The sequence below is a fragment of the Streptomyces sp. NPDC047117 genome (assembly GCF_040643545.1).
In the GTDB taxonomy this organism is placed as follows: Bacteria; Actinomycetota; Actinomycetes; order Streptomycetales; family Streptomycetaceae; genus Streptomyces.
Genome location: NZ_JBEYUN010000012.1, coordinates 174346 through 199086 on the forward strand (window position 1 = coordinate 174346; position 24741 = coordinate 199086).

General features: G+C 72.1%; 23 protein-coding genes. 16 read left to right on the forward strand and 7 right to left on the reverse strand.

What is annotated here, in order from left to right; genetic code table 11:
* Nucleotides 1–128: 128 nt before the first annotated feature.
* Entirely contained in the window at nucleotides 129–3086 is a 2958-nt protein-coding gene (locus ABZ840_RS23650) for an FAD-linked oxidase C-terminal domain-containing protein (RefSeq protein ID WP_361562095.1), read from the reverse strand.
* A 90-nt stretch (nucleotides 3087–3176) separates the two neighbouring features.
* Complete coding sequence (locus tag ABZ840_RS23655) at nucleotides 3177–4343, reverse strand: aminotransferase class V-fold PLP-dependent enzyme (protein ID WP_361562096.1); 1167 nt, start codon at nucleotides 4341–4343, stop codon at nucleotides 3177–3179.
* A gap of 98 nt (nucleotides 4344–4441) precedes the next feature.
* On the opposite strand from ABZ840_RS23655, the gene ABZ840_RS23660 reads away from it, so the two are divergent.
* Complete coding sequence (locus ABZ840_RS23660; RefSeq protein ID WP_361562097.1) at nucleotides 4442–5203, forward strand: IclR family transcriptional regulator; 762 nt, start codon at nucleotides 4442–4444, stop codon at nucleotides 5201–5203.
* Between the two features lie 224 nt (nucleotides 5204–5427).
* Nucleotides 5428–6825 carry an SLC13 family permease gene (locus tag ABZ840_RS23665; RefSeq protein ID WP_361562098.1) on the forward strand — a complete coding sequence of 466 codons (1398 nt, stop codon included), beginning with the start codon at nucleotides 5428–5430 and terminating at the stop codon, nucleotides 6823–6825.
* Nucleotides 6826–6855: 30 nt separating this feature from the next.
* Here the strand turns inward: ABZ840_RS23665 and ABZ840_RS23670 are convergent, their stop codons facing one another.
* The 4 genes from ABZ840_RS23670 to ABZ840_RS23685 all read right to left on the reverse strand — a co-directional run bounded on the left by ABZ840_RS23670 (nucleotide 6856) and on the right by ABZ840_RS23685 (nucleotide 10847).
* Entirely contained in the window at nucleotides 6856–7644 is a 789-nt protein-coding gene (locus tag ABZ840_RS23670) for an enoyl-CoA hydratase (RefSeq protein ID WP_361562099.1), read from the reverse strand.
* Complete coding sequence (locus ABZ840_RS23675; RefSeq protein WP_361562100.1) at nucleotides 7637–8887, reverse strand: CaiB/BaiF CoA-transferase family protein; 1251 nt, start codon at nucleotides 8885–8887, stop codon at nucleotides 7637–7639. Before ABZ840_RS23675 ends, ABZ840_RS23670 begins: the two co-directional genes overlap by 8 nt.
* A gap of 122 nt (nucleotides 8888–9009) precedes the next feature.
* On the reverse strand, nucleotides 9010–9933 hold the full coding sequence (locus tag ABZ840_RS23680) for a glycosyl hydrolase family 18 protein (RefSeq protein WP_361562101.1): 924 nt from the start codon (nucleotides 9931–9933) through the stop codon (nucleotides 9010–9012).
* Between the two features lie 128 nt (nucleotides 9934–10061).
* Nucleotides 10062–10847 carry an IclR family transcriptional regulator gene (locus ABZ840_RS23685; protein WP_361562102.1) on the reverse strand — a complete coding sequence of 262 codons (786 nt, stop codon included), beginning with the start codon at nucleotides 10845–10847 and terminating at the stop codon, nucleotides 10062–10064.
* Nucleotides 10848–11030: 183 nt separating this feature from the next.
* Between ABZ840_RS23685 and ABZ840_RS23690 the strand changes: the two genes are divergently transcribed.
* From ABZ840_RS23690 to ABZ840_RS23715, 6 genes are all read left to right on the forward strand, one after another.
* Nucleotides 11031–12353, forward strand: coding sequence for an MFS transporter (locus ABZ840_RS23690; protein ID WP_361562103.1), 1323 nt, complete (start codon nucleotides 11031–11033; stop codon nucleotides 12351–12353).
* A 7-nt stretch (nucleotides 12354–12360) separates the two neighbouring features.
* On the forward strand, nucleotides 12361–13155 hold the full coding sequence (locus ABZ840_RS23695; protein ID WP_361562104.1) for a fumarylacetoacetate hydrolase family protein: 795 nt from the start codon (nucleotides 12361–12363) through the stop codon (nucleotides 13153–13155).
* On the forward strand, nucleotides 13152–14132 hold the full coding sequence (locus ABZ840_RS23700) for a sugar kinase (protein ID WP_361562105.1): 981 nt from the start codon (nucleotides 13152–13154) through the stop codon (nucleotides 14130–14132). Before ABZ840_RS23695 ends, ABZ840_RS23700 begins: the two co-directional genes overlap by 4 nt.
* A 40-nt stretch (nucleotides 14133–14172) precedes the next feature.
* Nucleotides 14173–14799, forward strand: a complete 627-nt coding sequence (locus ABZ840_RS23705) for an orotidine 5'-phosphate decarboxylase / HUMPS family protein (protein WP_361562106.1) — start codon at nucleotides 14173–14175, stop codon at nucleotides 14797–14799.
* A gap of 62 nt (nucleotides 14800–14861) precedes the next feature.
* A complete protein-coding gene (gene hxlB, locus ABZ840_RS23710) occupies nucleotides 14862–15440 on the forward strand; it encodes a 6-phospho-3-hexuloisomerase (protein ID WP_361562107.1) in 579 nt (192 codons plus the stop codon).
* A gap of 63 nt (nucleotides 15441–15503) precedes the next feature.
* Nucleotides 15504–16049 (forward strand): hypothetical protein, encoded by a 546-nt coding sequence (locus tag ABZ840_RS23715; protein ID WP_361562108.1) that lies wholly within the window; start codon nucleotides 15504–15506, stop codon nucleotides 16047–16049.
* A gap of 9 nt (nucleotides 16050–16058) precedes the next feature.
* On the opposite strand, the gene ABZ840_RS23720 is transcribed toward ABZ840_RS23715, so the two are convergent.
* Complete coding sequence (locus ABZ840_RS23720) at nucleotides 16059–17057, reverse strand: aldo/keto reductase family protein (protein WP_361562109.1); 999 nt, start codon at nucleotides 17055–17057, stop codon at nucleotides 16059–16061.
* A 304-nt stretch (nucleotides 17058–17361) separates the two neighbouring features.
* On the opposite strand from ABZ840_RS23720, the gene ABZ840_RS23725 reads away from it, so the two are divergent.
* The 8 genes from ABZ840_RS23725 to ABZ840_RS23760 all read left to right on the forward strand — a co-directional run bounded on the left by ABZ840_RS23725 (nucleotide 17362) and on the right by ABZ840_RS23760 (nucleotide 24575).
* Nucleotides 17362–18633, forward strand: coding sequence for an ATP-grasp domain-containing protein (locus ABZ840_RS23725; protein WP_361562183.1), 1272 nt, complete (start codon nucleotides 17362–17364; stop codon nucleotides 18631–18633).
* Nucleotides 18634–18695: 62 nt separating this feature from the next.
* Entirely contained in the window at nucleotides 18696–20762 is a 2067-nt protein-coding gene (locus ABZ840_RS23730) for a CocE/NonD family hydrolase (protein WP_361562110.1), read from the forward strand.
* A gap of 63 nt (nucleotides 20763–20825) precedes the next feature.
* Nucleotides 20826–21005, forward strand: a complete 180-nt coding sequence (locus tag ABZ840_RS23735) for a hypothetical protein (protein WP_361562111.1) — start codon at nucleotides 20826–20828, stop codon at nucleotides 21003–21005.
* On the forward strand, nucleotides 21002–21460 hold the full coding sequence (locus tag ABZ840_RS23740; protein WP_361562112.1) for an MrpF/PhaF family protein: 459 nt from the start codon (nucleotides 21002–21004) through the stop codon (nucleotides 21458–21460). The genes ABZ840_RS23735 and ABZ840_RS23740 overlap by 4 nt, the downstream gene beginning before the upstream one ends.
* Complete coding sequence (locus ABZ840_RS23745) at nucleotides 21453–21734, forward strand: DUF4040 domain-containing protein (protein WP_361562113.1); 282 nt, start codon at nucleotides 21453–21455, stop codon at nucleotides 21732–21734. Before ABZ840_RS23740 ends, ABZ840_RS23745 begins: the two co-directional genes overlap by 8 nt.
* Entirely contained in the window at nucleotides 21731–22471 is a 741-nt protein-coding gene (locus ABZ840_RS23750) for an MnhB domain-containing protein (protein WP_361562114.1), read from the forward strand. The genes ABZ840_RS23745 and ABZ840_RS23750 overlap by 4 nt, the downstream gene beginning before the upstream one ends.
* Nucleotides 22468–22818 (forward strand): sodium:proton antiporter, encoded by a 351-nt coding sequence (locus ABZ840_RS23755; RefSeq protein ID WP_361562115.1) that lies wholly within the window; start codon nucleotides 22468–22470, stop codon nucleotides 22816–22818. The genes ABZ840_RS23750 and ABZ840_RS23755 overlap by 4 nt, the downstream gene beginning before the upstream one ends.
* On the forward strand, nucleotides 22815–24575 hold the full coding sequence (locus ABZ840_RS23760; RefSeq protein ID WP_361562116.1) for a complex I subunit 5 family protein: 1761 nt from the start codon (nucleotides 22815–22817) through the stop codon (nucleotides 24573–24575). The genes ABZ840_RS23755 and ABZ840_RS23760 overlap by 4 nt, the downstream gene beginning before the upstream one ends.
* The last annotated feature ends 166 nt before the right edge of the window (nucleotides 24576–24741 follow it).

Sequence of the window (24741 nt, forward strand, 5' to 3'; positions counted from 1 at the left end):
TGATGCCTGAGCCAGGTGCCGGGATCAAACGACGGTTCGCGACGTCACCGCTCTTGCCGTGCGCCATGACTTTGGCACGCGGCGCGTCACCGGTCAAGCCGGTGACGCGAGCGGAGTGGAAGTGGGAGTCAGGCGTCCGGGTCCAGCGCCTCCCGGATCAGTTGGACCGGGTGCCAGGCCGTGCGTTCCGTGCCGTGGAAGATCTGCTGGCGGCAGGAGACGCCGGTGGCGACGACGACCGTGGCAGCGGGTTCCGCGGTGATGGCGGGGAAGAGACGGTCGCTGCCGACGGTCATGGAGAGGTCGTAGTGCTCCGACTCGAAGCCGAAGGAACCGGCCATGCCGCAGCAGCCGGCGTCCAGTTCGGCGACCTCGACGCCCGGTATGCGCGACAGCAGGGCGACCGTCGCGGCCGTCCCGACCTCCGCCTTCTGGTGGCAGTGCCCGTGGTACAGCAGCTTCCGCCCGCGCAGCCAGGAGTCGGCGCGCAGCCGCAGCCGGCCGTCGTCCAGCGCCTCGGTCAGCAACTCCTCCACCTGGCGGACGCGGTGCGCGATGTCCCGGACGGCCGTGTCGTCGGGGAGCAGTGCGCGGTGCTCGTCCCGCAGCGTCATCACGCAGGAGGGCTCGCAGCCGACCACGGGCGATCCGGGCGGCGCTGACCGGGCGATCCGGTGCGCGAGGTCGAGCGCCTTGTCGCGTGCGTCGTCGAGCAGCCCCTTGGAGAGGCTGGAGCGGCCGCAGCAGCCGCCGCTCTCCAGCCGGACGTCCCAGCCCGCGCGTTCCAGGAGTTCGACGGCGGCCCGGCCGATCTCCGGCTCGGTGTAGGTGGTGAAGGAGTCGGCCAGCCAGGTCACCGTCCCCGCGGGCCGCGCGCCCGCCGCCGCGGTACGGCCACGGAACCAGCGCACCAGGTTCCGCCGCGCGAAGCGGGGCAGCGGCCGGGCCGGTGCGATGCCGAGCCGGCGGTCCAGCAGCCGGCGCAGCACCCCGGTACGGCCGGGCAGGTTGGACAGCGGTGCGGTGGCCGAGCCGAGCCGGTTGAGGAGGCGGATCGCGCCGAACACACGGGAGCGCAGCGGTACGCCGTGCAGGTCGTGGTGGTGGGAGAGCGCCTCGGCCTTGAGCGAGGCCATGTCCACGCCGAGCGGGCACTCGCTCTTGCACGCCTTGCACATCAGGCACAGGTCGAGCACCTCGTGCAGCCGCTCGTCGCCCAGCGCGCGCTTCGGGTCGGGCTCGGACAGCGCCTTCACCAGGGCGCCGGCCCGCCCGCGCGTGGCGTCCTCCTCGTTCCGCGTCGCCATGTACGAGGGGCACATCGTCCCGGAGTCCGCCTTGCGGCACAGGCCGATGTTCATGCAGCGGTCGGCCGCGCCGCGCATGCCGCCGACCACCTCGAAGTCCAGCCGGGTGCGGAGGGCTGGCGCGGGCGGCAGGGCCGGGTCGCGGAGGTGGTCGGTGAGGGCCGGGGCGTCCACGATCTTCCCCGGGTTCATCCGGTTCTCCGGGTCGAAGATCCGCTTCACCCGACGCATCGCCTCGTACAGGTCCGGGCCGAACAGCTCCCGGTTGAACTCGCTGCGTGCCAGTCCGTCGCCGTGCTCGCTGGAGTTGACCCCGCCGTACTCGGCGACGAGGTCCTTGACCTCCTCGGCGACGGCCCGCATCGTCTTCTGCTGGTGGGGGTCGGTGAGGTCGAGGAACGGGCGGACGTGCAGACAGCCGACCGAGCAGTGGCCGTAGAAGCCCGCCGTCAGCCCGTGCCGGTCCAGCACCGCCTTGAACCGGCGGGTGTAGTCGGCGAGATGGGCCGGGTCGACGGCGGTGTCCTCGACGAAGGCCAGCGGCCGATTGGTGCCTTCGCTGGCCGCCATCAGCAGGCCCAGGCTCGACTTGCGGACCTTCAGCAGCGCGGACTGCTCCGCCGGGGTGACCGCCTGGAGCGTGTGGTAGCCGTGGCCGTGCCGGTCCCACAGCGCGGCCAACCGCTGCAGCTGCCCGCGGAGTTCGGCCTCGTCGTCGCCGGTGAAGGAGACGAACAGCAGTGCTTCCGGATCGCCGTGCAGGATGGTGCCGAGCGAGGCGTACTCGATCTTCTGCCGGGACAGGTCGAGGATCGTCCGGTCCATCAGTTCCACCGCGGCCGGGTCGCAGGCCAGCGCGTCCTCGGTGGCGCCGATGGCCCCGGCGACGGAGGTGAAGTGGCCGACGGCGATGACGGTGTGCGCCGGCTCGGGGACGAGGTCGACGAGGGCCCGGGTGACGACGACGAGGGTGCCTTCGGAGCCGACGACGAACTTCGCCAGGTCGAACGGGGTGTCCTCGCGGGCCAGCCGGTCGAGGCGATAGCCGCCCGCGCGTCGCCAGAAGCGTGGGAACCCCTCCTCGATGGCGTCGGCGTTCTCCCGTACGAGGGTGGGGAGTTCGCGGTAGAGGCGGCCTTCGAGCGTGGCGGCCTCGGCGCGCCGCCGGCGTTCCTCCTCCGTCACCGGGCCGAGGCGGGCGGTCGTCGCGTCGGACAGCACCACGTCCAGGGCACGGATGTGGTCGATGGTCATGCCGTAGCGCAGGGAGCCGCTGCCGGCCGAGTTGTTGCCGGCCATCCCGCCGATGGTGGCCCGGTTGCTGGTGGAGGTGTCCGGGCCGAACATCAGGCCGTGCGGCGCGGCGGCACGGTTCAGCTGGTCCTGGACCACGCCCGGCTCCACCAGCGCGGTACGGGCCTCGGGGTCCAGCTCCAGGATGCGGTTCATGTGCCGGGACAGGTCGAGTACCAGCCCGGCGCCGGTGGTCTGGCCGGCCAGGCTGGTGCCCGCGCCGCGCGGCAGCAGCGGTACGCCATACTCCGCCGCGGCCGCCACTGCGGCCCGTACGTCGTCCGCGTGACGCGGGAACACCACCCCGAGCGGCATGATCGCGTACATGCTCGCGTCCCGCGAGAACAGATGGCGGGTGTACTCGTCGAACCGCACCTCCCCGTCGAGGTCCTCCCGCAGCCGCCGCTCCAGGTCGCGGGCGTGACCGGCGGGCGCCTCGGTGGCCGCGGTCCGGGGAGCGGGGGTGCCGTCGCTGATCGCTGTCATGGGCGGGGCTCCAAGTGAGCAATGGATACCGAGAGTTGGAGTGGCTGATGGCGGCCGGCAGGGGTGCGCAGGCTCGGGTCCGCCGTCGGGTCACGCCGCGCGCAGGTGCTCCAGCGCGTCGAGGGTGCCGGCCGGGTCGACGGGGACGTCCGCGAGTTCCAGGCCCATCTGGACGCCCGCGAGCGTGCCCGCCAGCGTCAGGTCGTTGAAGTGGCCCAGGTGGCCGATGCGGAAGACCCGTCCGGCGAGCCGGCCGAGGCCCGTACCGAGCGACATGTCGAAGCGTTCGAGGATGACCTTGCGTACGGCGTCGGCGTCGTGGCCGTCGGGGAGCAGTACGGCGGTGAGCGAGGCGGAGTGTTCGCGCTCGTCGGCGCAGAGCACTTCGAGGCCCCAGCCGCGGACGGCCGCCCGGGTCGCCGCGGCGTGCCGCCGGTGGCGGGCGAAGACAGCCGGCAGCCCCTCGTCGGCGAGCATGCGCAGCGCTTCGTCGAGGCCGTAGAGGAGATTGGTGGCGGGGGTGTACGGGAAGTAGCCCCGCTCGTTCGCCTCGATGACGGGGGCCCAGTCGAGGTACGCCCTGGGCAGCCGGGCGGTGCGCGCGGCGTCGAGGGCCTTGCCGCTGACGGCGTTGAAGGCCAGGCCCGGCGGGAGCATCAGGCCCTTCTGCGAGCCGGCGACGGTGACGTCGACACCCCACTCGTCGTGGCGGTAGTCGATCGAGCCGAGGGAGGAGATGGTGTCCACCAGCAGCAAGGCCGGGTGGTCCGCCGCGTCCATGGCCGCGCGGATGTCGGCCACCCGGCTGGTCACGCCGGTGGAGGTCTCGTTGTGCACGACGCAGACGGCCTTGATGCGGTGTGCGGCGTCCGCGGCCAGCCGGTCGGCGAGCGTCCCGGGGTTCGCGCCGTGGCGCCAGTCGCCGGGGACGAAGTCCACCTCCAGTCCCAGCCGGAGGGCCATCTCCCGCCAGAGGGTGGCGAAGTGACCGGTCTCGAAGCACAGCACCCGGTCGCCGGGGCTGAGGGTGTTGACCAGGGCGGCCTCCCAGGCCCCGGTGCCGGAGGACGGAAAGATCACCACCGGTCCCGCCGTGCCGAAGACCGGTTTGAGGGCGGGGAGCAGACGGCGCGTCAGCTCGGCGAACTCCGGGCCACGGTGGTCGATGGTGGGTGCCGCCATGGCGCGGAGCACCTGATCGGGGACGTTGGTGGGGCCGGGGATCTGCAGGAAGTGGCGGCCGGTGCGGGAGGTCATACGGTCAACTCCCCTTCCACGCTTGTGCCGTGAGACGGCACGACGTATCGTCTTGTGGCACGCGGAGCATAGGTGCGGTCCGTGGAGGGAGTCAACGGGTGCAGAACGTCCTCAACGCACTGCGGGCACTGGAGGAGATCGCCGCCCGGCAGCCGGTCGGCGTCGCGGACCTGGCGCGGGCCATGGAGCTCCCCAAGAGCACCGCGCAGCGCACGCTCACGACACTGCGCACCGCAGGCTGGATCAGGCCCGCGGCGGGCACGCCGACCCGCTGGGTCCTCACCACCAAGGCACTGCTGGTCGGGCGGCGGGCGGCCGGTGAACTCGGTCTGCGGGACGTGGCCGTACCGGTGATGGAGGAGCTGCGCCGCCGCACCGACGAGACGGTCCACCTGGCCGTTCCCGAGGGGGAGCGGATCATTCTGATCGAGCGGCTGGAGACGAGTCAGCCGGTCCGGATCATCCTGCCGCTGGGCCAGAACCTCCCCGCGCACGCCTCCGCCAACGGCAAGGCCGTCCTCGCCGCGCGCTCCGACGACGCCGTGGAGCGCTACCTCGCCGACGGGCTCGCCGGCTACACCGGCACGACGATCACCGACCCGGCCCGGCTGCGCGCCGAGATCGAGGGGATCCGGCGGCAGGGGTACGCCACGAACGGCGGGGAGTGGCGCGCGGACGTCTCGGCGGTGGCCGCGGCGGTACGGAACGATGCCGGTCTCCCGGTCGCGAGCATCAGTGTGAACGTGCCGACGAGCCGGATGGCCGCCACGTCCGAGGAGGAACTCGGTGCGCTGGTCGTCGCGGCGGCGAAGGAGGTCGAAGCCGCACTCGGTCAACTCCCGGGCGGACGCCGGGGCTGAGGGGTTCGTACGGCACCTCTTGACGCGGTGTGGCGCCGCTCACATACTCGCCCCGGATCGGAAGAAGTGTTCCGTCATGCGGAACATCTTTGGCGTGCGCGGACGCGCTCCGACGACGCCTGCCGCCGGTGGCGGGCGGCCCGTCGGCACGGCCTGCCCCGTGGCATGAAGGGGAGTCGCGCGCGCCTCTCCTCATGACCGTCGACCGAAGGCGAGGCAGCCTCGTGTCAGATCACGTCATCTCCATCATCGCGCTGGTGGTGGTGTTCGCCGTCGCCACCCTCACCTCCGTACACATGGGCGCCCTCGCCATCGTGGCCGCCTTCGTGGTGGGTACGGCCGTCGCCGGCGAGACCGCGGACGACATCTTCGGCGGCTTCCCCGGCGACCTGTTCGTCGTCCTCGTCGGCGTCACCTTCCTCTTCGCCATCGCCAGGAACAACGGCACCGTCGACTGGCTCATCCACACCGCGACCCGCGCGGTCCGGGGCCGCATCGCACTGATCCCTTGGGTGATGTTCCTGGTCACCGCGGTGCTGACCGGCGTCGGCGCGGTCGTCCCGGCAGCCGTCGGCGTCGTGGCCCCCATCGCCATCGGCTTCGCCACCCGCTACCGCATCAACCCCGTCCTCATGGGCCTGTTCGTCATCAACGGCGGCAGCGCGGGCGGCTTCTCCCCGATCAGCATCTTCGGCAGCATCACCAACGGCGTCGTCGCCCGCAACCATCTGCCGGGCGACCCCGTGCTGCTGTTCGCCGCCTCCTTCCTCTTCAACGCGGTGCTCAGCGTCCTCGTCTTCTTCCTCTTCGGCGGACGCAAGCTGATCGGGCAGCGGGCCCAGGACGTGACCGCCGGCGGCCCCGGCACACCCGCAGCCGACGACGACCGGCCGACGGGCGGTACGGGAGCCCCGGCCCGGCCGGCCGCGTACCCCAACGGCGGCACCGCGGCGACCCTCGCACCCGCGACCGCGCCCGCCGCCACCGGAGCGGACGGCAGCCCGCTCGCCGCCGCGCCCGTCACCCTCGACCGGATGCGCGCCCTCACCCTCCTCGGCCTGCTCTGCCTCGTCGTCGGCGCGCTCTTCTTCGACCTCGACGTCGGCCTCATGGCGCTCACCGTGACCGTCGTCCTGGCCCTCTTCTCGCCGAGCGCCGCCAAGGGCGCGGTCGACCGCTGCGCCTGGTCCACCGTCCTGCTGGTCTGCGGCATCGTGACCTACGTCAGCCTGATGGAGCGCATGGGCACCATCACCTGGTTGGGCGACAGCGTCGCCTCGGTGCAGGCCCCGCTGCTCGGCGCGCTGCTGATCTGCTTCATCGGCAGTGTGGTCTCCGCCTTCGCCTCCACCACCGGCATCCTCGGCGCGCTGATCCCGCTGGCCGTGCCGTTCCTCCTCGGCGGGCACGTCGGCGCGGTCGGCATGATCACCGCGCTGGCGATCTCGGCGTCCGTGGTGGACTCCTCACCGTTCTCCACCAGCGGCGCCCTGGTCACCGCCAACGCCCCCGAACCCGTCCGGGACCAGGTCTTCCGGCGGCTCATGGCCTGGGGGATGAGCATGACGGTGGCCGCGCCGCTGGCCACCTGGGCGGTCTTCGTCGTACCGGGGTGGCTCTGAGAGTGCGCGCGCCGCGGCGGCAGGGGCGCCTCAGCGCCCCGTCCACCGCGGCGGCTCCTTGCGCAGGAACGCCTCGACGCCGTGGTGGAAGTCCGCGCTGCCGAACACGGTGGAGACGAGGTCGTCACCGTCGGGCAGGGCCGCCCGGCGCAGCCGCGCCACCGCCTCCTTCGCCGCCCACATCGACAGCGGGGCGTGCGCCGCGAGCGTGCGTACCGTCTCCTCGACGGCCTCGTCCACCGTGTCCTCCGTGCACACCCGGGTGACGAACCCCGCGGCCGCCGACTCCTCCGCGTCCAGCAGCCGGGCCTGCAGCAGCAGATCGAGCGTGCGCCCGCGGCCCAGATGCTGGACCAGGAGCGACATGGTGTTCATGGACAGGCAGTTGCCGAGCGTCCGGGCGATCGGCGCGCCGAAGCGCGCGGCAGGCGTGGCGATGCGCAGATCGCAGACGGCCGCGAGGATCAGGCCGCCGCCGACACAGGGGCCGGTGACCACCGCAACGGTCGGTACGGTCACCGACTCCAGCCGGTCCACGACCTCGGTGATCCCCGCTTCGTACGCCACACCGTCCTGCCCGTCCCGGAACTCCCGGAACTGGCCGATGTCGGTACCGGCCACGAACGCCTTCCCACCGGCGCCGCGCAGCACCAGCACGCGGATGCCGTCCTCGCCGTCGGCCCGCTCACACGCCTTCCGTAGCCCCTCGTACATCCGCCATGTCATCGCGTTGTGCTGCGCGGGCCGGTTGAAGGTCACGGTGAGCACCGGCCCGAGGCGGTCCACCAGCAGTTCGTCGTCCGGGCCCGTCTCATCCATCGCCGCGCTCCTGTCCGTCGTTGTGGCCGTGGTCCGGACCGTGCACGACACCGGCAGCCATCAGCGCACTGATCCGCTCCGCCGGGTACCCCAGGTCCGCCAGCACCCCGGCGGTGTCCGCGCCGAGCACCGGCCCCGCCGTGTCCCGGCGGGTCGGGGTCGCGGAGAACCGCATGGGGGAGCCGAGCTGCCGTACCGGGCCCAGCAGCGGATGGCCGGCGTCCCACAGGAAATCGCGCTCGGCCAGGTGCCGGTCCGTGAAGACCTGATCGGTCGTCGAGATCGGCGCGCACGGCACCCCGGCCGCGTCCAGCCGACCGACGATCTCCGCGCTGTCGAGCGTCGCGGTGACGGCCTCGATCGCCGGGATCAGTGTGTCGCGGTGCGCGTGGCGGTCGGTGGTGGTCGCGTACCGCGCATCGTCGAGCAACTCCTCCAGCCCGAGCGCGGTGGCGAAGTCCTTCCAGGTCCGCGGCGTGATGGCCCCGACCGTCACCCAGCCGTCCCGGGAACGCACCGCCTGGTACGGCGCGTTGGTCTGGTGCGCGGACCCCAGCCGCTGTCCGGCCTCACCGGTGGCGAAGTAGCGGCCCGCCTCCCAGATGGTCAGCGACACCGCCGATTCCAGGAGCGACACGTCGATGTACTGCCCCTCGCCGGTGACGTCCCGGGCCCGCAGCGCGGACACCGCCGCCAGCGCGCCGTACAGCCCGCACACGAGATCGCACACCGGGACCCCCGCCTTCACCGGCCCGCTGTCCGGCTCACCGGTGATGCTCATGATCCCGGACCGGGCCTGCGCCATGATGTCCAGGCCGGGCAGGTGGGCCAGCGGCCCGTCCTGGCCCCAGCCGGAGGCGGAGACGTAGACCAGCCGCGGACAGGTGGCGCGCAGGTCCTCGTAGCCCAGCCCGAGCCGCCGCATCGCGCCCGGCCGCAGATTCTCCACCAGCACGTCGGCGGTGCCGGCCAGATCCCGCAGCAGCTCGGCGCCCTCCGGGGCCTTCAAATCCACCGTCACCGAGCGCTTGTTGCGGTTGAGCCGGAGGAAGGGCGAGCTCTCCGACCCGACGAACGGCCCGTTGGCACGCGTGGGATCGCCGGTGCCGGGGCTCTCCACCTTGATCACCTCGGCGCCGAGATCGGCGAGCTGCATGGCCGCGAACGGGGCGGCCATGTAGGCGCCGATCTCGACGACCCGTACGCCGCTGAGCGGGGCTGTGCCGTCCGGGGAGGGGGGCATGCGCTACCTGCCTCTCAGCCGGGCCCGGCCCGGCGGTACGGTCGGTTCTGCTGCGCCGTCCCGTGTCTACAGTCGGCACAACCCCGAGGCAAGAGGGCAGTGTTGCCCGGGTGTCGGGCGGTTCAGCGGAACAGCGCGCCCGACACCTCCGCCGCCCACTGCCACGGTGCGGCCGTGCCGCCCGGCTCGGAGTTGAAGTACTCCCAGCCGGCCACTCCTCCGAAGCCGCTGTACTTCGCGCGGAGGTTCGCCACCGTCCGGGTGAGGGCCGGCACGTCGACGTAGCCGTTGCCGTTGCCCGGGGAGGTCAGTGCGCCGGCGACCACCTTGTAGGCGGGGATCAGGCCGCGGCCGACGATCGCGTCGTAGTCGCGGGTGGCGGTCATGCTGCCCCAGCCGTTGTAGAACTGGGCGTTGAACCATGCGATGTCGCCGCCGCGGTCCCGGTACAGCTGCTCGTAGTCGAAGCCGGAGAGGTTCCCGCCGCCGCCGAGCGCGCTCGCCACCGGCGCGAGCGTGATGAGGAAATCCGGCCCGAAGTCGGCCCGCAGCGCGTCGACGACCCGCTCGATCCCGGCGAGCGACATCCGCTCCTCGACATCGAGGTCAACGCCGTCCAGACCGTAAGCGCGCAGGAAATCCCGCAGCAGCGGATAATACGTACTGAATTCGGAGTCCAGCCGCTGGAAGCTGCCCGGTGCCGCGCCGCCCAGCATGGCGAGCACGCGTACGCCCTGCCCCTGCATCGTCTTCAGGTCCCGCCACATCGGGGCGAACTTAGCCGCCTCCGGCGGGTCGTCGTTCAGGTGCACCGGCGCGTACGGCCCGTTCACGTCGTTGAGGTGAACTGCCGCCACCAGTACGTGTGTTGTGCCTGTACCGTGCTCGGTGAGGCCGAGCGGGGAGACGTACGTGCCGTTCGTGTACTGCGTCTGGTAATAGACGGCGAGCCGTCGGCCCGGCGCGGCGGAACCCGCCGCCCACGCCGGTGTTGCCGCGGTCATGGACAGTGCCATGGACGCGAGGAGCACGCCACGTCTGGTCATGTGCATCGGGTCTCTCCCTTTTTCCGGACGAACGCGGGCCGGGCCGCGGGCAATTCTGGCGAGAGAGGAATGCGGAAGGCCAGACCCCGGCGGCTACTAATGCGCTTTAGTGCCGCCGGGTGCGCGTCTCAGAAGGGCCGGGGCGGGAGCAGTACGGCGAGTTCCTGGGCCGCGCTCGCCAGGGCGGGGCGGAACGCCAGGAGTTCGTCGAGCGGCATGCGGAAGGCGGGGGCCGCGATCGAGAGCGCGGCGTGCGCGACGCCGTCCGGGCCGAGGATGGGGACGCCGAGCGCGCGGATGCCGGGCTCGTGCTCCTCGTCGGCGACCGCGTGCCCCCGGGCGCGCACCTCCTCGATCTCGGCCCGGAACGCGGCGCGGTCGGTGAGCGCGTGCGGGCCCAGTGCGGTCAGTTCGACGTCCTCGACGAGCGCCTCGCGCACCTCGGGCGGGGCGAACGCGATCAGCACCTTGCCCATCGACGTGCAGTGGACCGGGCCGTGCTTGCCGGGCTCGCCGCGCACGCTCACCTGCTGCGGGCCCTCCACGTGATGGATGTAGAGCTGCTTGTCCCCGTCCAGTACCGACATCAGGACCGCCTCCCGGCAGGTCTCGGCGAGCTTGCGCATCACCGGGAGCGCGACGCCCGTGAAGCCGTGCGCGTGCGAGACCCGCTGGCCGAGCTGGTACACCCGCAGCCCGAGCGTGTAGTGCTTCGCGCGCGCGTCGAACTCCACGAAGCCGTCCCGGGAGAGGGACTTCAGCAGCCGGTAGCACGTACTGGTCGGGAAGCCGGAGGCACGCGCCAGCTCGGAGAGGGTGACGCCGGCCGGGCGTTCGCCGAGCAGGGTGAGGACGTGCAGGGCCTTGCCGACCATGTCGGAGGGCGGAGCGGGGGAGGGGGCACTGGCGGACATGCCGCCAGTTTCGCACATCGTTTCTCGCATCGCGGCAAGGTTTTCTTCCATGCGGAAACAATCCGTTGACAGGCAGAAACGCGCCCGTCATTCTCTTTTTCAGCTTGCGGCAGCCCTTGCCGCATCGTGGCAAAACTACTGCGCTCTCTGCCCACCTGCCGTCTCGGGAGAAAGGCCTCCTGGATGTCGACCCCGCCTCCGGCCGCCGCCCCGGCGTCCGCCGCCGCCCTCAGCCGTCGGCGCTGGACCCGGCTGATGCCCGTGGTCTTCGTGACCTACAGCTTCGCGTACCTGGAACGCTCCAACTTCTCCGTGGCCGCCGCCGGCGGCATGGCCGACGACCTGCACATCACCGGCTCGGTCTCGGCCCTGCTCGGCTCGCTGTTCTTCCTCGGCTACTTCGCCTTCCAGATCCCCGGCGCGATCTATGCCGAGCGGCGGAGCGTCAAACGGCTCATCGTCTGGTGCCTGCTGCTGTGGGGCGTGCTCGCCACCGCCCAGGGACTCATCCCGGACGTACGCGTGCTGATGGTGGTGCGGTTCCTGCTCGGCGTCTCGGAGGCCGCCGTGCTGCCCGCGATGGTCATCCACATCACCCACTGGTTCACCTCCCGCGAGCGCGGCCGCGCCAACACCTGGCTCATCCTCGGCAACCCCGCCACCGTCCTCTGGCTCACCGTCGTCTCCGGCTACCTCGTCGAATGGGTCGGCTGGCACGGCATGTTCATCGCCCAGGGCGTCCCCGCACTGATCTGGGCGTTCGTCTTCCACAAGACCATCGACGACCACCCGCGCGACGCCAAGTGGCTCACCCCCGAGGAGCGCACCGCCCTCGAAGGCGCGCTCGCCGCCGAACAGCGCCGGCTGCCGCCCGGCGCCGGCGGTTACCTCGCCGCACTCCGCTCCCGCAACGTCCTGCTGCTCTCCCTCCAGTACTTCCTGTGGAGCCTCGGCGTCTACGGCTTCGTCTTCTGGCTGCCCTCCATCGTCCGCGCGGGCAGCGACGAGGGCATCGGCCTCACCGGACTGATCTCCGCGCTGCCGTACCTCTTCGCCTGCGCCGCGATGCTCTGGAACAGCCGCGCCTCGGACCGGGCCGGCGCCCGCAACCGGTACGTGTGGCCGTGGCTGCTGCTCGGCGCCGCCGGCTTCTACGGCTCCTACCTCCTCGGCGACGCCTTCTGGCTCTCCTACCCGCTGCTCTGCCTCGCCGCCGCCGGCATGTACGCGCCGTACGGCCCCTACTTCGCCACCATCCCCGAGCTGCTGCCGCAGAAGCTGAGCGCCGCCGCCGTCGGCCTCATCAACTCCTTCGGCGCGCTCGGCGGCTTCGCCGGCAGCTACCTGATCGGCACCCTGAACGACGTCACCGGTTCCACCGCCGCCTCGTTCCTCACCATGGCCGGCTGCCTGGTCCTCGCCGCCCTGCTGATGTTCGCGGTACGGGCGCCCCGGAGTTCAGCGGTCCAGGAGCCCCGGCCCGTCCCCACTCCGAAGGACGCCTGACAGCAGCATGCGCATCGCCCGAATCGCCCACGCCGGCGGCACCGCCCACGCCGTAATCGACGGAGACACCGCCGACCTGGTCGCCGATCCCTTCGCCGGCCCTTCCGCGGCCGGGGGAGCGGCGGACGGCGCCGCCGGCCGGGCACCCGTACGGCTCGGCCGCCGCCTCCCGCTCGCCGAGGTCCGGCTGCTCGCCCCCGTCGAGCCGCGCACCGTCGTCGGCATGGCACACAACACCGGCCCGGCCGACCGTGCCCTGCCGCCGCAGGCCTTCCTCAAACCCGCCCGCTCCGTCATCGGCCCCCACGAGCCGGTGCGCCTCCCGGACGGCATCGGACGCGTCGACGCCGAGGCCGAACTCGCCGTCGTCCTCGTCGCCTCACCCGCCGGACACACCCCCGACACCGTCCTGCGGACCGTCTTCGGCTGGACCGTCGCCAACGACATCACCGCCCGCGACCTGCAACGCAGCGACCCGCTGTGGACCTCCGCCAAGGGCCGGCCGGGCTTCACCCCGCTCGGCCCCTGGATCGAGACCGGCCTGCCCGCACCCGACGACACCGAGGTGGCCCTCGCCCTCGACGGCGTACCACTCCGCCCCGCATCGACCGGCGGACTCGCCCGCTCGATCGCCGAAATCCTTTGCTACGTCGGCGAGTTGCTGCCCCTCGGCCCCGGTGACGTCGTCCTCACCGGCGCGCCGGGGGAGTACGGCCCGCTCGTCCCCGGCGGCCGCGCCGACGCCACCGTCGCCGGCATCGGCACCCTCACCACCCCCGTACGCGCCGGAGGCCCCCGTTGACCCCCACCGCCGCTCCCGCAGCCCGGCCCCGACTCGACGTGGTCACGTTCGGGGAGGTCATGGGAATGCTCGTCGCGGCCGACACCGGACCGCTGGCCGATGTCACCCACTACACCCGCTCCCTGGCCGGCGCCGAGATCAACGTCGCCACCGGGCTGGTCCGCCTAGGCCACACCGCGGGCTGGGTGGGCCGGGTCGGTGACGATCCGCTCGGCGCCCACGCACTTGCGGCACTGCGTGCGGAAGGCGTGGACACCGGCCAGGTGACCGTGGACCCCGAGGCGCGTACCGGCTTTCAGCTCAAGAGCCGCGTCCTGGAGGGCGACCCGGAGGTGGTGTACTTCCGCAAGCACTCCGCCGGCAGCCGCCTCGCCCCCTCCGCAGCCGCCGACGCCTACGTACGCGACGCCCGCCACCTCCACCTGACCGGCATCCCCGCCGCCCTGTCACCCACGGCCCGCGCCTTCACCCACCGCGCCCTCGCCGCCGCCCGCGACTCAGGCCGTAGCGTCTCCTTCGACCCGAACCTGCGGCCGACGCTCTGGTCGGACCGCGCCGAGATGGTGCGGACCGTCAACGACCTCGCGGTGCGCGCGGACTGGGTGCTCCCCGGCCTGAGCGAGGGCCGGCTCCTCACCGGTGCGCGGGAACCGGCCGACGTGGCCCACTGGTACCTGGAGCGCGGCGTCCGCCGTGTCGTCCTGAAGGACGGTGCCCGCGGTGCCACCCTGTACGACGCCACGGGCGGGAGCTGGGCACAGCCGGTGTTCCCGGTCCGGGTCGTGGACACCGTGGGGGCCGGCGACGGCTTCGCGGCCGGGCTGATCAGCGCCCACCTGAACGGCCTCGGCCCGGCGGCGGCGCTGGCGAGGGCCGCCGCCGTGGGCGCGCTCGCCACCACCAGCCACGGCGACCGCGACGGCCTCCCCACCCGCGCCCGGCTGGACGCCTTCCTCCACTCCCGAACCGCCGCCTGAACCACCCCGAAGCACCCCAGCAACACAAGGAGTTGGCCCCATGGCCGTACAGCTGCAGATCGCCCTCGACCGGATGCCGCTGGCACGGGCGGTGCGGATCACCGAGGCCGTCGCGCCGCACACCGACTGGATCGAGGTCGGCACCTCGCTGATCAAACACTTCGGGATGCGGGCCGTGACCGAGGTCGCCGCGGCGGCCGGGCCCGTTCCCGTACTCGCCGATCTGAAGACCGCGGACGATGCGGTGTTCGAGTTCACCCTCGCCTACGACGCGGGCGCCGCCTCCGCGACCGTCCTCGGCACCGTCGCGGACGCCACCCTGGACGCCGCCGTACGCGTCGCCGAAGAGCGCGGCACCGAGACCGTGGTCGACCTGATGCAGACTACCGAGGAGCGGCGGGCAGCGCTCGCCGCGCGGCTTCCCGCCCACGCCGTGCTCGCCGCGCACGTCGGCAAGGACGCCCAGCTCACCGGCGGCAACCCGGCCGACCTCCTGGGGGACTGGCGGCACGGCCGCCGGGTCGCCGTCGCGGGCGGCCTGACCGCCGCCGACCTGCCGGCCTTCACCGGCCCCGACCCCGTACGCGTCATCATCGGCTCCGCCGTGACGGCCGCCGACGACCCCGAAGCGGCGGCCCGCTCCCTCGCCGCGGCCGCCGGCCGCTGACCCACCGACCCACTCACCCCACAAGCCCACCACGCAAGCCCACCACGCAAGGAACCCTCACCATGGCCGACCGCCCGGAACTCTCCACCACCGCAGCCCTGCTGAACACCGTGCAGGACGAGATGCGCGGCGTGCTCGGCGCCGTCGACACCGCCTCGCTCGACACGCTCGCGACCGTCCTCCTGCGCGCCCGCCGCGTCTTCGTCGCCGGCGAGGGCCGCTCCGGCTTCATGGCCAGGGCCTTCGCCATGCGGCTGATGCACCTCGGCCTGAACGTCCATGTCATCGGCGAGACCACCACCCCGGCCGTCGGAGACGGCGACACCGTCGTCGCCGTCTCCGGCTCGGGCACCACCGCCGGCACCGTGCGGGTCGCCGAACAGGCCGTCAAGGCCGGCGCCGAGGTGCACGCCGTGACCACCGCACCGGACTCCCCGCTCGGCTCCCTCGCCGCCACCGTCCTGCTGCTGCCCGCCGCGACGAAGTACCGCCGCGCCGGCGAGGCCGCCAGCGTCCAGCCGCTGTCCAGCCTCTTCGACCAGGCGACCCACGTGACCCTGGACGTGGTGGCACTCCGCCTCGCGAACCTCCTGGAGGTGGACAACGACCGCGCCCGCGCGGCCCACGCGAACACCGAATGACCGGCGCTGCGGCTGACACCGGCCGAGCCTGAGCACCTGCTGCACCTGGCCAGGCCCGCCGGAGTGCCGGGCGCGGAGACCGCCGGGCCGGAGGAGGTCCGGCGGCCGGTGCGGCTGCTGCTGGACCAGATCGCGCACAACCCGGCGTACGTCGTCGGCCGGTGGCTGGACCTGCTCGCCACGAACCGGCTCGCCGACCTGCTCCTCGCCGACTTCCCCCGCCTCCCGCAGCACGAGCGCAACCTCGCCCGGCAGCTGTTCCGCAACCCGGCGATGCGCACACTGTTCCAGGACCGGCGGGGCATCGCCGTCGACGCCGTCGGCTTCCTGCGCATGTCCACCGGCACGTACCCGGGCGACCCCAGGGCGACCGCGCTCATCACCGAACTCGCTTGCCACAGCCCGGAGTTCAGGAAGCTGTGGTCAGCGCACCACGTCCACCGCAACCCGCACGGCGTCCGCCGGCTGCGCCACCCCCGCGTAGGACCGCTGCCCCTCACGCACGAGTCCTTCGCGCTGCCCGGCGACCCCGGCCAGCACCTGGTCACCTACCAGGCCGAGCCGGGGTCGCCGTCGGAGCACGCACTGCGTGCCCTCACCGCCGAGTGACGGCAGCGGTCAGTCGTTGGCGGGATTGCCCGCCGTCAGTGCCGGGTCCCGGGTCGCCACCGGGGCCAGGATCTCCTCCATGGCCTTGAGCAGGTCGGCCTCCAGCCGCACCCCGGCCGCCTGGACGTTCTCCGTGACCTGCTCGGGCCGCGAGGCACCGATGATCGCGGCGGAGACATTGCGGTTCTGCAGCACCCACGCCACGGCCAGCTGCGCGAGCGAGAGCCCCGCGTCGTCCGCGAGCGGCCGCAGCTGCTGGACCCGCTCCAGCACCTCGTCCCGCAGCCAGCGCGCCACGAACGTCGCACCGCCCTTCTCGTCCGTGGCCCGCGTCCCCGCCGGCAGCGCAGCACCCGGCAGGTACTTGCCGGTCAGCACGCCCTGCGCGATCGGCGACCACACGATCTGGCCGATGCCCAGCTCCTCGCTCGCCGGCACCACCTCCGACTCGATCACCCGCCACAGCGCCGAGTACTGCGGCTGGTTCGAGATGAACGGGATCTTCAGCTCGCGGGCCAGGGCATGCCCCGCGCGCAGCTGGTCGGCGGTCCACTCCGACACACCGATGTAGTGCGCCTTGCCGGAGCGGACCACGTCGGCGAAGGCCTCCATGGTCTCCTCCAGCGGTGTGGAGTGGTCGTACCGGTGCGCCTGGTACAGGTCGACATAGTCGGTGCGCAGCCGGCGCAGCGACCCGTCGATCGACTCCATGATGTGCTTGCGGCCCAGCCCCCGGTCGTTCCGGCCGGTGCCGGTCGGGAAGTAGACCTTGGTGAAGATCTCCAGGCCCTCGCGCCGCTCGCCCTGGAGCGCGGTGCCCAGCACCGACTCGGCCCGCGTCTCGGCGTAGACGTCGGCGGTGTCGAAGGTGGTGATGCCCGCGTCCAGTGCGGCACGGATACAGGCGGTCGCGGCATCCTGCTCCACCTGCGAACCGTGCGTCAGCCAGTTGCCGTACGCGATCTCGCTGATGGTCAGGCCACTGCGGCCCAGGCGGCGGTATTCCACGGTGTCAGCTCTCCATCCATCGGACGTGAAGTCCCTGCGGGGACCATCCTGCCCCGCTTCGCCCCGCCCATCCGGTACGCCCCGGCGATCACATCCGGCCACAGGACTTTCCCGCGCACCTGCATGACTCCGGCGTACTGGGTACCCGGCGGGCCGATCCCCGGGGCAGGCGCGTGGCGCGCCGGTCTTCACGCGTGTCTGCCATGACGCGGACCGCGTGTGCACGGTAGAAGGACGGGTAGCCGGGGCCCCGCGACCGGAATGAGGAGGTCCCTTGACCAGGAAGAATATCTTTGTCGTCGGTATGGACGAGGGAAACCGCAAGGAACTGGAAGCCGTTCCCCACGCCGCCGAATACGCATTTCACGGCCTGCTCACCCCCGAAGAACTGCAGGAGGGGGAGGTGTCCGTGCCGGAACTGCTGGAAAAGGCGTACGGAATTCTGGACGCCTTCGAGGGCAGCATCGACGCCATCGTGACCTACTGGGACTTCCCCGGCTCGACCCTCGTCCCGATCCTCGGCGAGCGGTACGGCACCCGCCACACCTCCCTGGAATCCATCGTCAAGTGCGAGCACAAGTACTGGAGCCGGCTGGAGCAGCAGAAGGTCATCGACGAACACCCGCGCTTCGGCCGGGTGGACCTCACCGCCGAGCACCCGGAACCGCCCGAGGGCGTACGGTTCCCGATGTGGCTCAAGCCCGCCCTCTCCTATTCCTCGGAGCTCGCCTACGGCGTCAAGGACGAGGCGGAATTCCAGGAGGCGGTCGAGAAGATCCGGCAGGGCATCAGCCGGGTGGGGCGCCCCTTCGAATACATAATGGGTCAGCTGGAGCTGCCCCCGGAAATGGCCGGGGTCGGCGGCCAGGTCTGCCTCGCCGAAGAGGCGATCGAAGGAATTCAGGTGGCCGTGGAGGGCTATGTCCGCGACGGTGAGGTCACCGTGTACGGCACGCTGGACTCCATCAATTACCCGGACAGCTCCAGCTTCCTCCGCCACCAGTACCCGTCCACCCTGCCACCGGAAGTCGTCCAGCGGCTGCGCATCGCCAGTGAACGGGTGATGCGGCAGATCGGCATGGAAACGGCGACCTTCAGCATCGAATTCTTCTACGATCCGCACACCGACCGGATCAACCTGCTGGAGATCAACCCCCGGCACTCCCAGTCGCACGCCGAACTCTTCCACTACGTGCACGGCGAACCGAACCACCACGTCATGATCGCCCTGGCCCTCGGCAAGGACCCGGGATGGACGCCCGGACCTGGCCCGTACCGCATGGCCGCCAAGTGGTACTACCGCTGGTTCACCGACGCGGTGGTGAAGAACGTGCCCACCCCCGCGGACATCGAGCGCATCGAACAGGAGATCCCCGGCGTCCAGATCGAGATGGTGCCGGAAGAGGGCAGGCGCCTCTCCGAGAGCTCGCAGCAGGACAGCTACAGCTGCGAACTGGCACACATCATCACCGGCGCCGACAGCGTCGCGGAAATGACCGAGAAGTACGACCGCTGCGTGGCCGCCCTCAACCGGCACTTCGAGGGCACCCCGCCGCCGGCGACCACCGCCGCCTGAACACCCCGGCCCGTCGGCACGGCGAGCGCACACCGGCAATCGGAAAGGAGCACGGCAGCCGCATGCAGTACGTGAGCGACCTGCCCCACGCGACCAAACAAGAACACCACGTCGCGATCCCCATGCCCGACGGCACCCGGCTCTCCGCACACATCTGGCGCCCCGTCACCTCCGACGGGGAGCCGGTGCCGGCCGTCGTCGAGTACATCCCGTACCGCAAACGGGACCTGACCTCCGTCCGCGACTCGGTCCACCACCCCTACCTCGCCGGCCACGGCTACGCCTGCGTCCGCGTCGACCTGCGCGGCACCGGCGACTCCGAAGGGGTCCTGCTGGACGAGTACCTGGAACAGGAACAGGCCGACGCCGAAGAAGTGCTCGCCTGGGTCGCCGACCAGCCCTGGTGCGACGGCAACACCGGCATGATGGGCATCTCCTGGGGCGCCTTCGCGGCGCTCCAGGTCGCCGCCCGGCAGCCCGCGAGCCTGCGCGCCATCGTCATCGCGTCCTTCACCGACGACCGGTACAGCGACGACATGCACTACATGGGCGGCACACTCCTCTCGGACAACCTCGCCGAGGCCGGCACCATGTTCGCCTACGCCACCTGCCCGCCCGACCCCGCCGTCGTCGGCGACCGCTGGCGCGACATGTGGCACGAACGCCTGGAGGCCACCCGCCCCTGGGCCCTGGAATGGCTCCGCCACCAGCGCCGCGACGACTACTGGCGGCACGCCTCGGTATGCGAGAACTACGACGCCGTACAGGTGCCCGTACTGGCCTCCAGCGGCTGGGCGGACGGCTACTCCAACGCCGTGAGCCGCCTCCTCGGCAACCTCGACGTACCCCGCAGGGGACTCATCGGCCCCTGGTCGCACAAGTTCCCCCACCTCGGCGAGCCCGGCCCCGCCATCGGCTACCTCCAGGAAGTCGTGCGCTGGTGGGACCACTGGCTCAAGGGCGCCGACAACGGCGCCATGGACGGCCCCATGCTCCGCACCTGGATGCAGGAGAGCGTCCCGCCCTCCACCGCCTACGAGGAGCGCCCCGGCCGCTGGGTCGGCGAACCCACCTGGCCCTCCCCGCGCATCAAGCAGACCGTGCACCCCCTCACCCGGCACCGCATCGGCCCGCCCGACGAGGACGCCGCGGCAAACGGCACCCGGGACGAAGCCCGCGACGACGCCGTACGGGGCGACGCGCTGACCGTCGAATCCCCCCTCTCCGTAGGCCAGTTCGCCGGCAAGTGGGCCTCCTACAACGCACCCCCGGACCTCCCCTACGACCAGCGCGAGGAGGACGGCGGCTCGCTCGTCTTCGACAGCCCCCCGCTCAACGAACCCCTGGAACTCCTCGGCACCGCCACCGTCGAGCTGGAGGTCTCCGTCTCCCAGCCGGTCGCCATGGTCGCCGCCCGGCTCTCCGACGTCGCCCCCGACGGCAGCGCCACCCGCGTCACCTACGGCCTGCTCAACCTCACCCGGCGGGACGGCACCGGCACCCCCCAGCAGCTCGAACCCGGCCGCCGCTACCGTGCCACCGTGCAGCTCAACTCCATCGCACAGGCCTTCCCCGCCGGCCACCGCCTGCGCCTCTCCCTCTCCACCTCCTACTGGCCCCTGGCCTGGCCGCCGCCCCGCCCCGTCCGGCTCAGCGTCTACGAAGGCACCAGCGCCCTCACCCTGCCGGTACGCCCCAACGACGTACCCGACGACGTACCCGAGCCCGCCTTCGCCGAGCCCGAAGGCACACCGCCGATCCCCACCACCCAACTGCTCCCCGCCGAACAGCGCTGGGACGTCAAACGCGACCTGGTCAACTACCACAACGCACTGGAGATCGTGAAGGACGCCGGCCTCGTCCGCTACGAGGAAGCAGGCATCGACGTCGGCCGCCGCGCCTACGAGCGGTACACCTCCGTCGCCGACGACTTCTCCTCCGTACGCGGCGAGACCACCTGGACCATGCGCTTCCGGCGCGACGACTGGGACGTCCGCATCGTCACCAGCCAGGCCCTCCGGTCCGACGAGGACAGCTTCCACATCGACGCCACCCTCGACGGCTACGAAGGCGACCGCCGGGTCTTCTCCCGCACCTGGAACGAGACCGTCCCGCGCGACTCCCTGTGACACCGGGTACCCGGGCAGCGCGTCGACGGTGAAGGGGCGAACATGCGGTGTTTTGATGGCAGCATGGCGCGGCGCCGGATGCGGGACACGGTCGAGGTGGCGATGTGGTGGGCCGCCCTCCTCGCCCTGTGGACCGTCCTCATCAGCACTGTCGGCACACTGGAGCTCCTGGTCGGGGCCGCCGTCTCCCTCGTGGGCGCGGTCGCGGCCGGAGCCGCCCGGCGGGCGGTGACCGACCGGTGAACGGCTGGCTCGCGGCCGCCGCCGCACTCATGGCACTCGGCATCACCCCCGTCCTGTGGTACGCCGCCACCGGACCACTGCGCCGCCGCGTCGCCGCACAGAACACCGGCACCCTCCTCGTCTGCCTCGTACTCCTGCTGCTCGCCCGCGGCTACGACCGGCCCCCCTACACCGACGTCGCACTCGTCGTCGCCCTCCTCGGCCCCGTCGGCACCCTCGTCTACACCCGGCTGCTCGGCCCCGAAATGGGCGACGACCCCCAGCAGGGCCCCCGCACCACCGCCTTCGCCGTGGCCGCCACCCTCGCCGTGCTGCTGCCGCTGTGCCTCGCCGAGCCACCGGGCCGCTCCCTGATCAAACTCCTCGTCATCGGCGCCCTCCTCGTCGGCGGCAACCTCGTCTCCGCCAAAGCCCTGGCAGGCGCCCGCCCCAAGGAGGCGGACGACCGTGGCTGACCTGCTCATCGCCCTCGCACTGCTGCTCGTCGCCGCGGCCGCCACCGCCGCCGTCGCCGTACGCGAACCCGCCCGCCAGGCCCTCGCCCTCTCCCTCCTCGGCCTCACCCTCACCCTCCTCTTCACCGTCCTCCAGGCCCCCGACGTCGCCCTCTCCCAACTCGCCGTCGGCTCCGCACTCACCCCCCTGCTCGTCCTCCTCTCCGTACGCAAGGCCCGCCGCCGCTCCCTCGACCAGGTACGCGCCGAAAAGGAAGCGGAGAAGCGGCCATGAGCCGACGACAGCGGTTGTGGGTACTCCTCCTCGGCCTCGCCGGCGTCGCCGCACTCCTCGTCGCCGCCGCCCTCCGGCTCCCCGCCTTCGGCACCGACCACCACCCCTACGGCGACCGCGCCGTCCACGAAGCACTCGCCCGGCACACCGCCAACGCCATCGCCGCCGTCAACTTCGACCAACGCGCCTTCGACACCCTCGGCGAGGAATCCATCCTCTTCGCCGCCGTCCTCGGCACCGTCGTCCTGCTCCGCCAGGCCCGCGACGAACACCAGGTCGCCCCCGCGCCCGCCCGCGTCTCCGCCCCCGTACGCCGCTACGCGCTCGTCCTGCTCCCCGTCACCCTCGTCACCGGGCTCTACATCGTCGCCCACGGCCAGCTCACCCCCGGCGGCGGCTTCCAGGGCGGCGTCGTCGCCGCCACCGCCCTCCACCTGCTCTACATCGCCGTGGACTACCGCGCACTCGAACGCATCCGCCCCCTCAGCGTCTTCGAAGTGGGCGACGCTGCGGGCGAAGCCGCCTACCTGATCACCGGCGCCGCCGGACTCCTCGCAGGCACCGCCTACCTCACCAACGTGCTGCCCTTCGGCACCCTCAACTCCCTCGCCTCCGGCGGCACCGTCCCCCTGCTCAACGCCGCCATCGGCATGGAAGTCGCCTGCGCCGTCGTCGTCCTGCTCGCCCGCTTCCTGGACCAGGCCGTCGAGATCGAAGAGGAAGGCGAACACACATGATGGACGTCCTGCCCTACCTGGTCGCTGCCTGGATCTTCCTCGTCGGCTGCTACGGCCTCGCCACCAGCCGCAACCTCATCCACGCCGTCGGCTGCCTCGCCGTCTGCCAGGCCGCCACCTACGTCCTGCTGCTCGCCGTCGGCTACCGCGACGGCGGCACAGCCCCCGTCTTCGCCGACATCGCACCCCACTCCCGCCCCGTCGTCGACCCCGTCGTCCAGGCCCTCGCCCTCACCGACGTCGTCGTCGGCGCCACCGTCACCGCGCTCCTCCTCGCCCTGGTCATACAGGTCGCCAAACGGCACCACACCCTCGACCCGGACGAACTCTCGGAGCTGCGCGGATGAACCACCTGCTGCCGCTCGTCATCGCCACACCACTCCTCGGCGCCGCCCTCCTCGTCGCCGCCGGCCGCTTCGTCCCCCGCCCCGCCGCCGAAGCCCTCGCCTGCGCCTTCACCGCCGCCACCGCGGCCCTCGCCCTCCACCTGCTCCTGCACGCACCCGCACCCGTCATCGACTGGCTCGGCGGCTGGACACCCCGCAACGGACACAGCGTCGGCATCGCCCTCCACGCCGACCACCTCGCCCTCGGCACGGCGGCCCTCGTCTCCCTCCTCGTCCTCGCCGTCCTCGTCTACTCCTGGCGCTACTTCGACGAACCACCCCGCAAACACGCCGGCTCCTTCCCCGCCCTCGTCCTCCTCTTCCAAGCCGGCATGTGCGGCTTCGTCCTCACCGGCGACCTCTTCAACGCCTTCGTCTTCTTCGAACTCATGGGCGTCGTCGCCTACGCCCTCACCGGCTACCGCGTCGAAGCCGCCAAAGCCGTCCAGGGCGGCCTCACCTTCGGTGTCGTCAACTCCCTCGGCGCCTACGCCATGCTCATGGGCATCGGCCTGCTCTACTCCCGCACCGGCGAACTCGCCATGCGCCACATCGGCGCCGCACTCGACGCGCGCGGCGCCCCCGACGCACTCGTCCTCGCCGCCTTCGTCCTCCTCCTCACCGGACTCCTGGTCAAGGCCGCCGCCGTCCCCTTCCACTTCTGGCTCCCCGACGCACACGCCGTCGCCCCCACCCCCGTCTGCATGCTGCTCTCCGGCGTCATGGTCGAACTCGGCCTCTACGGCACCGCACGCGTCTACTGGACCGTCTTCGCCGGCCCCGGCGGCATCCCGCCCGAAGCCGTCACCCGCACCCTCCTCACCTTCGGCGTGCTCTCCGCCGCCGTCGGCGCACTCATGTGCTGGTACCAACGCCACATCAAACGGCTGCTGGCCTACTCCACCGTCGCGCACACCGGCCTCTTCCTCATCGGCCTCGCCCTGCTCACCCCCGAAGCCACCGGCGGCACCGCCCTCTACCTCCTCGGCCACGCCGGAGTGAAAGCCGCACTCTTCGCCTGCGCCGGCATCCTCCTCGACCGCTACGGCTCCATCGACGAGTACGCCCTGCACGGCCGCGCCCGCGAACTCCGCCTCACCGCCGCCTACTTCACCGCCGGTGGACTCGCCCTCGCCGGACTGCCACCGTTCGGCACCGGACTGGGCAAAGCCGTCACCGAGGAAGCCGCCGGGCCCTGGCTCACCGCCCTCTTCGTCCTCGTCTCCGCCGTCACCGGGGGAGCGGTACTCCGCGTCGCCGCCCGCGTCTTCGGCGGCCACGGCACCGCGCCCGCCCACGACGAGGAGCGCGAGACCAGCGGCGAGGGCGAACAACCCGAAACCGAGCAGCAACTCACCCGGGTACCCGCCACCATGCTCGCCGTCCCCGGCCTCCTGCTCGCCGGCGCCCTCCTCACCGGCCTGCTGCCCGCCCTGCACAGCGCGGTGGGCAGCGCCGCCGACGAAGCCCTCCCCGGCGTCACCGTGGCCCCCACCCCACCGCACTGGTCCGCCGCCGGCCTCCTCCTCGGACTGCTCTCCGCCGCCGTCGCCGCCGGCCTCGCCACCCTCGCCGTACGCCGCCCCCAGCACACCCGCAGCCGCCACTGGCTCGACCCCCTCCGCCTCCTCCACTCCGGCCACATCGGCGACTACATCGCCTGGACCCTCGTCGGCACCACCCTCCTCGGTGCCCTCACCTTGACCGGCCTGCTCTGAACCGAGTTCGGCACGCGTGAGGTCGACGGACCGTCTGTTGTGATCCCGGCGCGTCAGCACTGCCCGGTCGCCGCGGACCGCGAATCCGTCCGGCGCGGGGACGGGGCTGCGATAGCTGGTCACCTCGCCGGTGTTGGTCACCTCGCCGGTGGGCGGGGCGATCCGC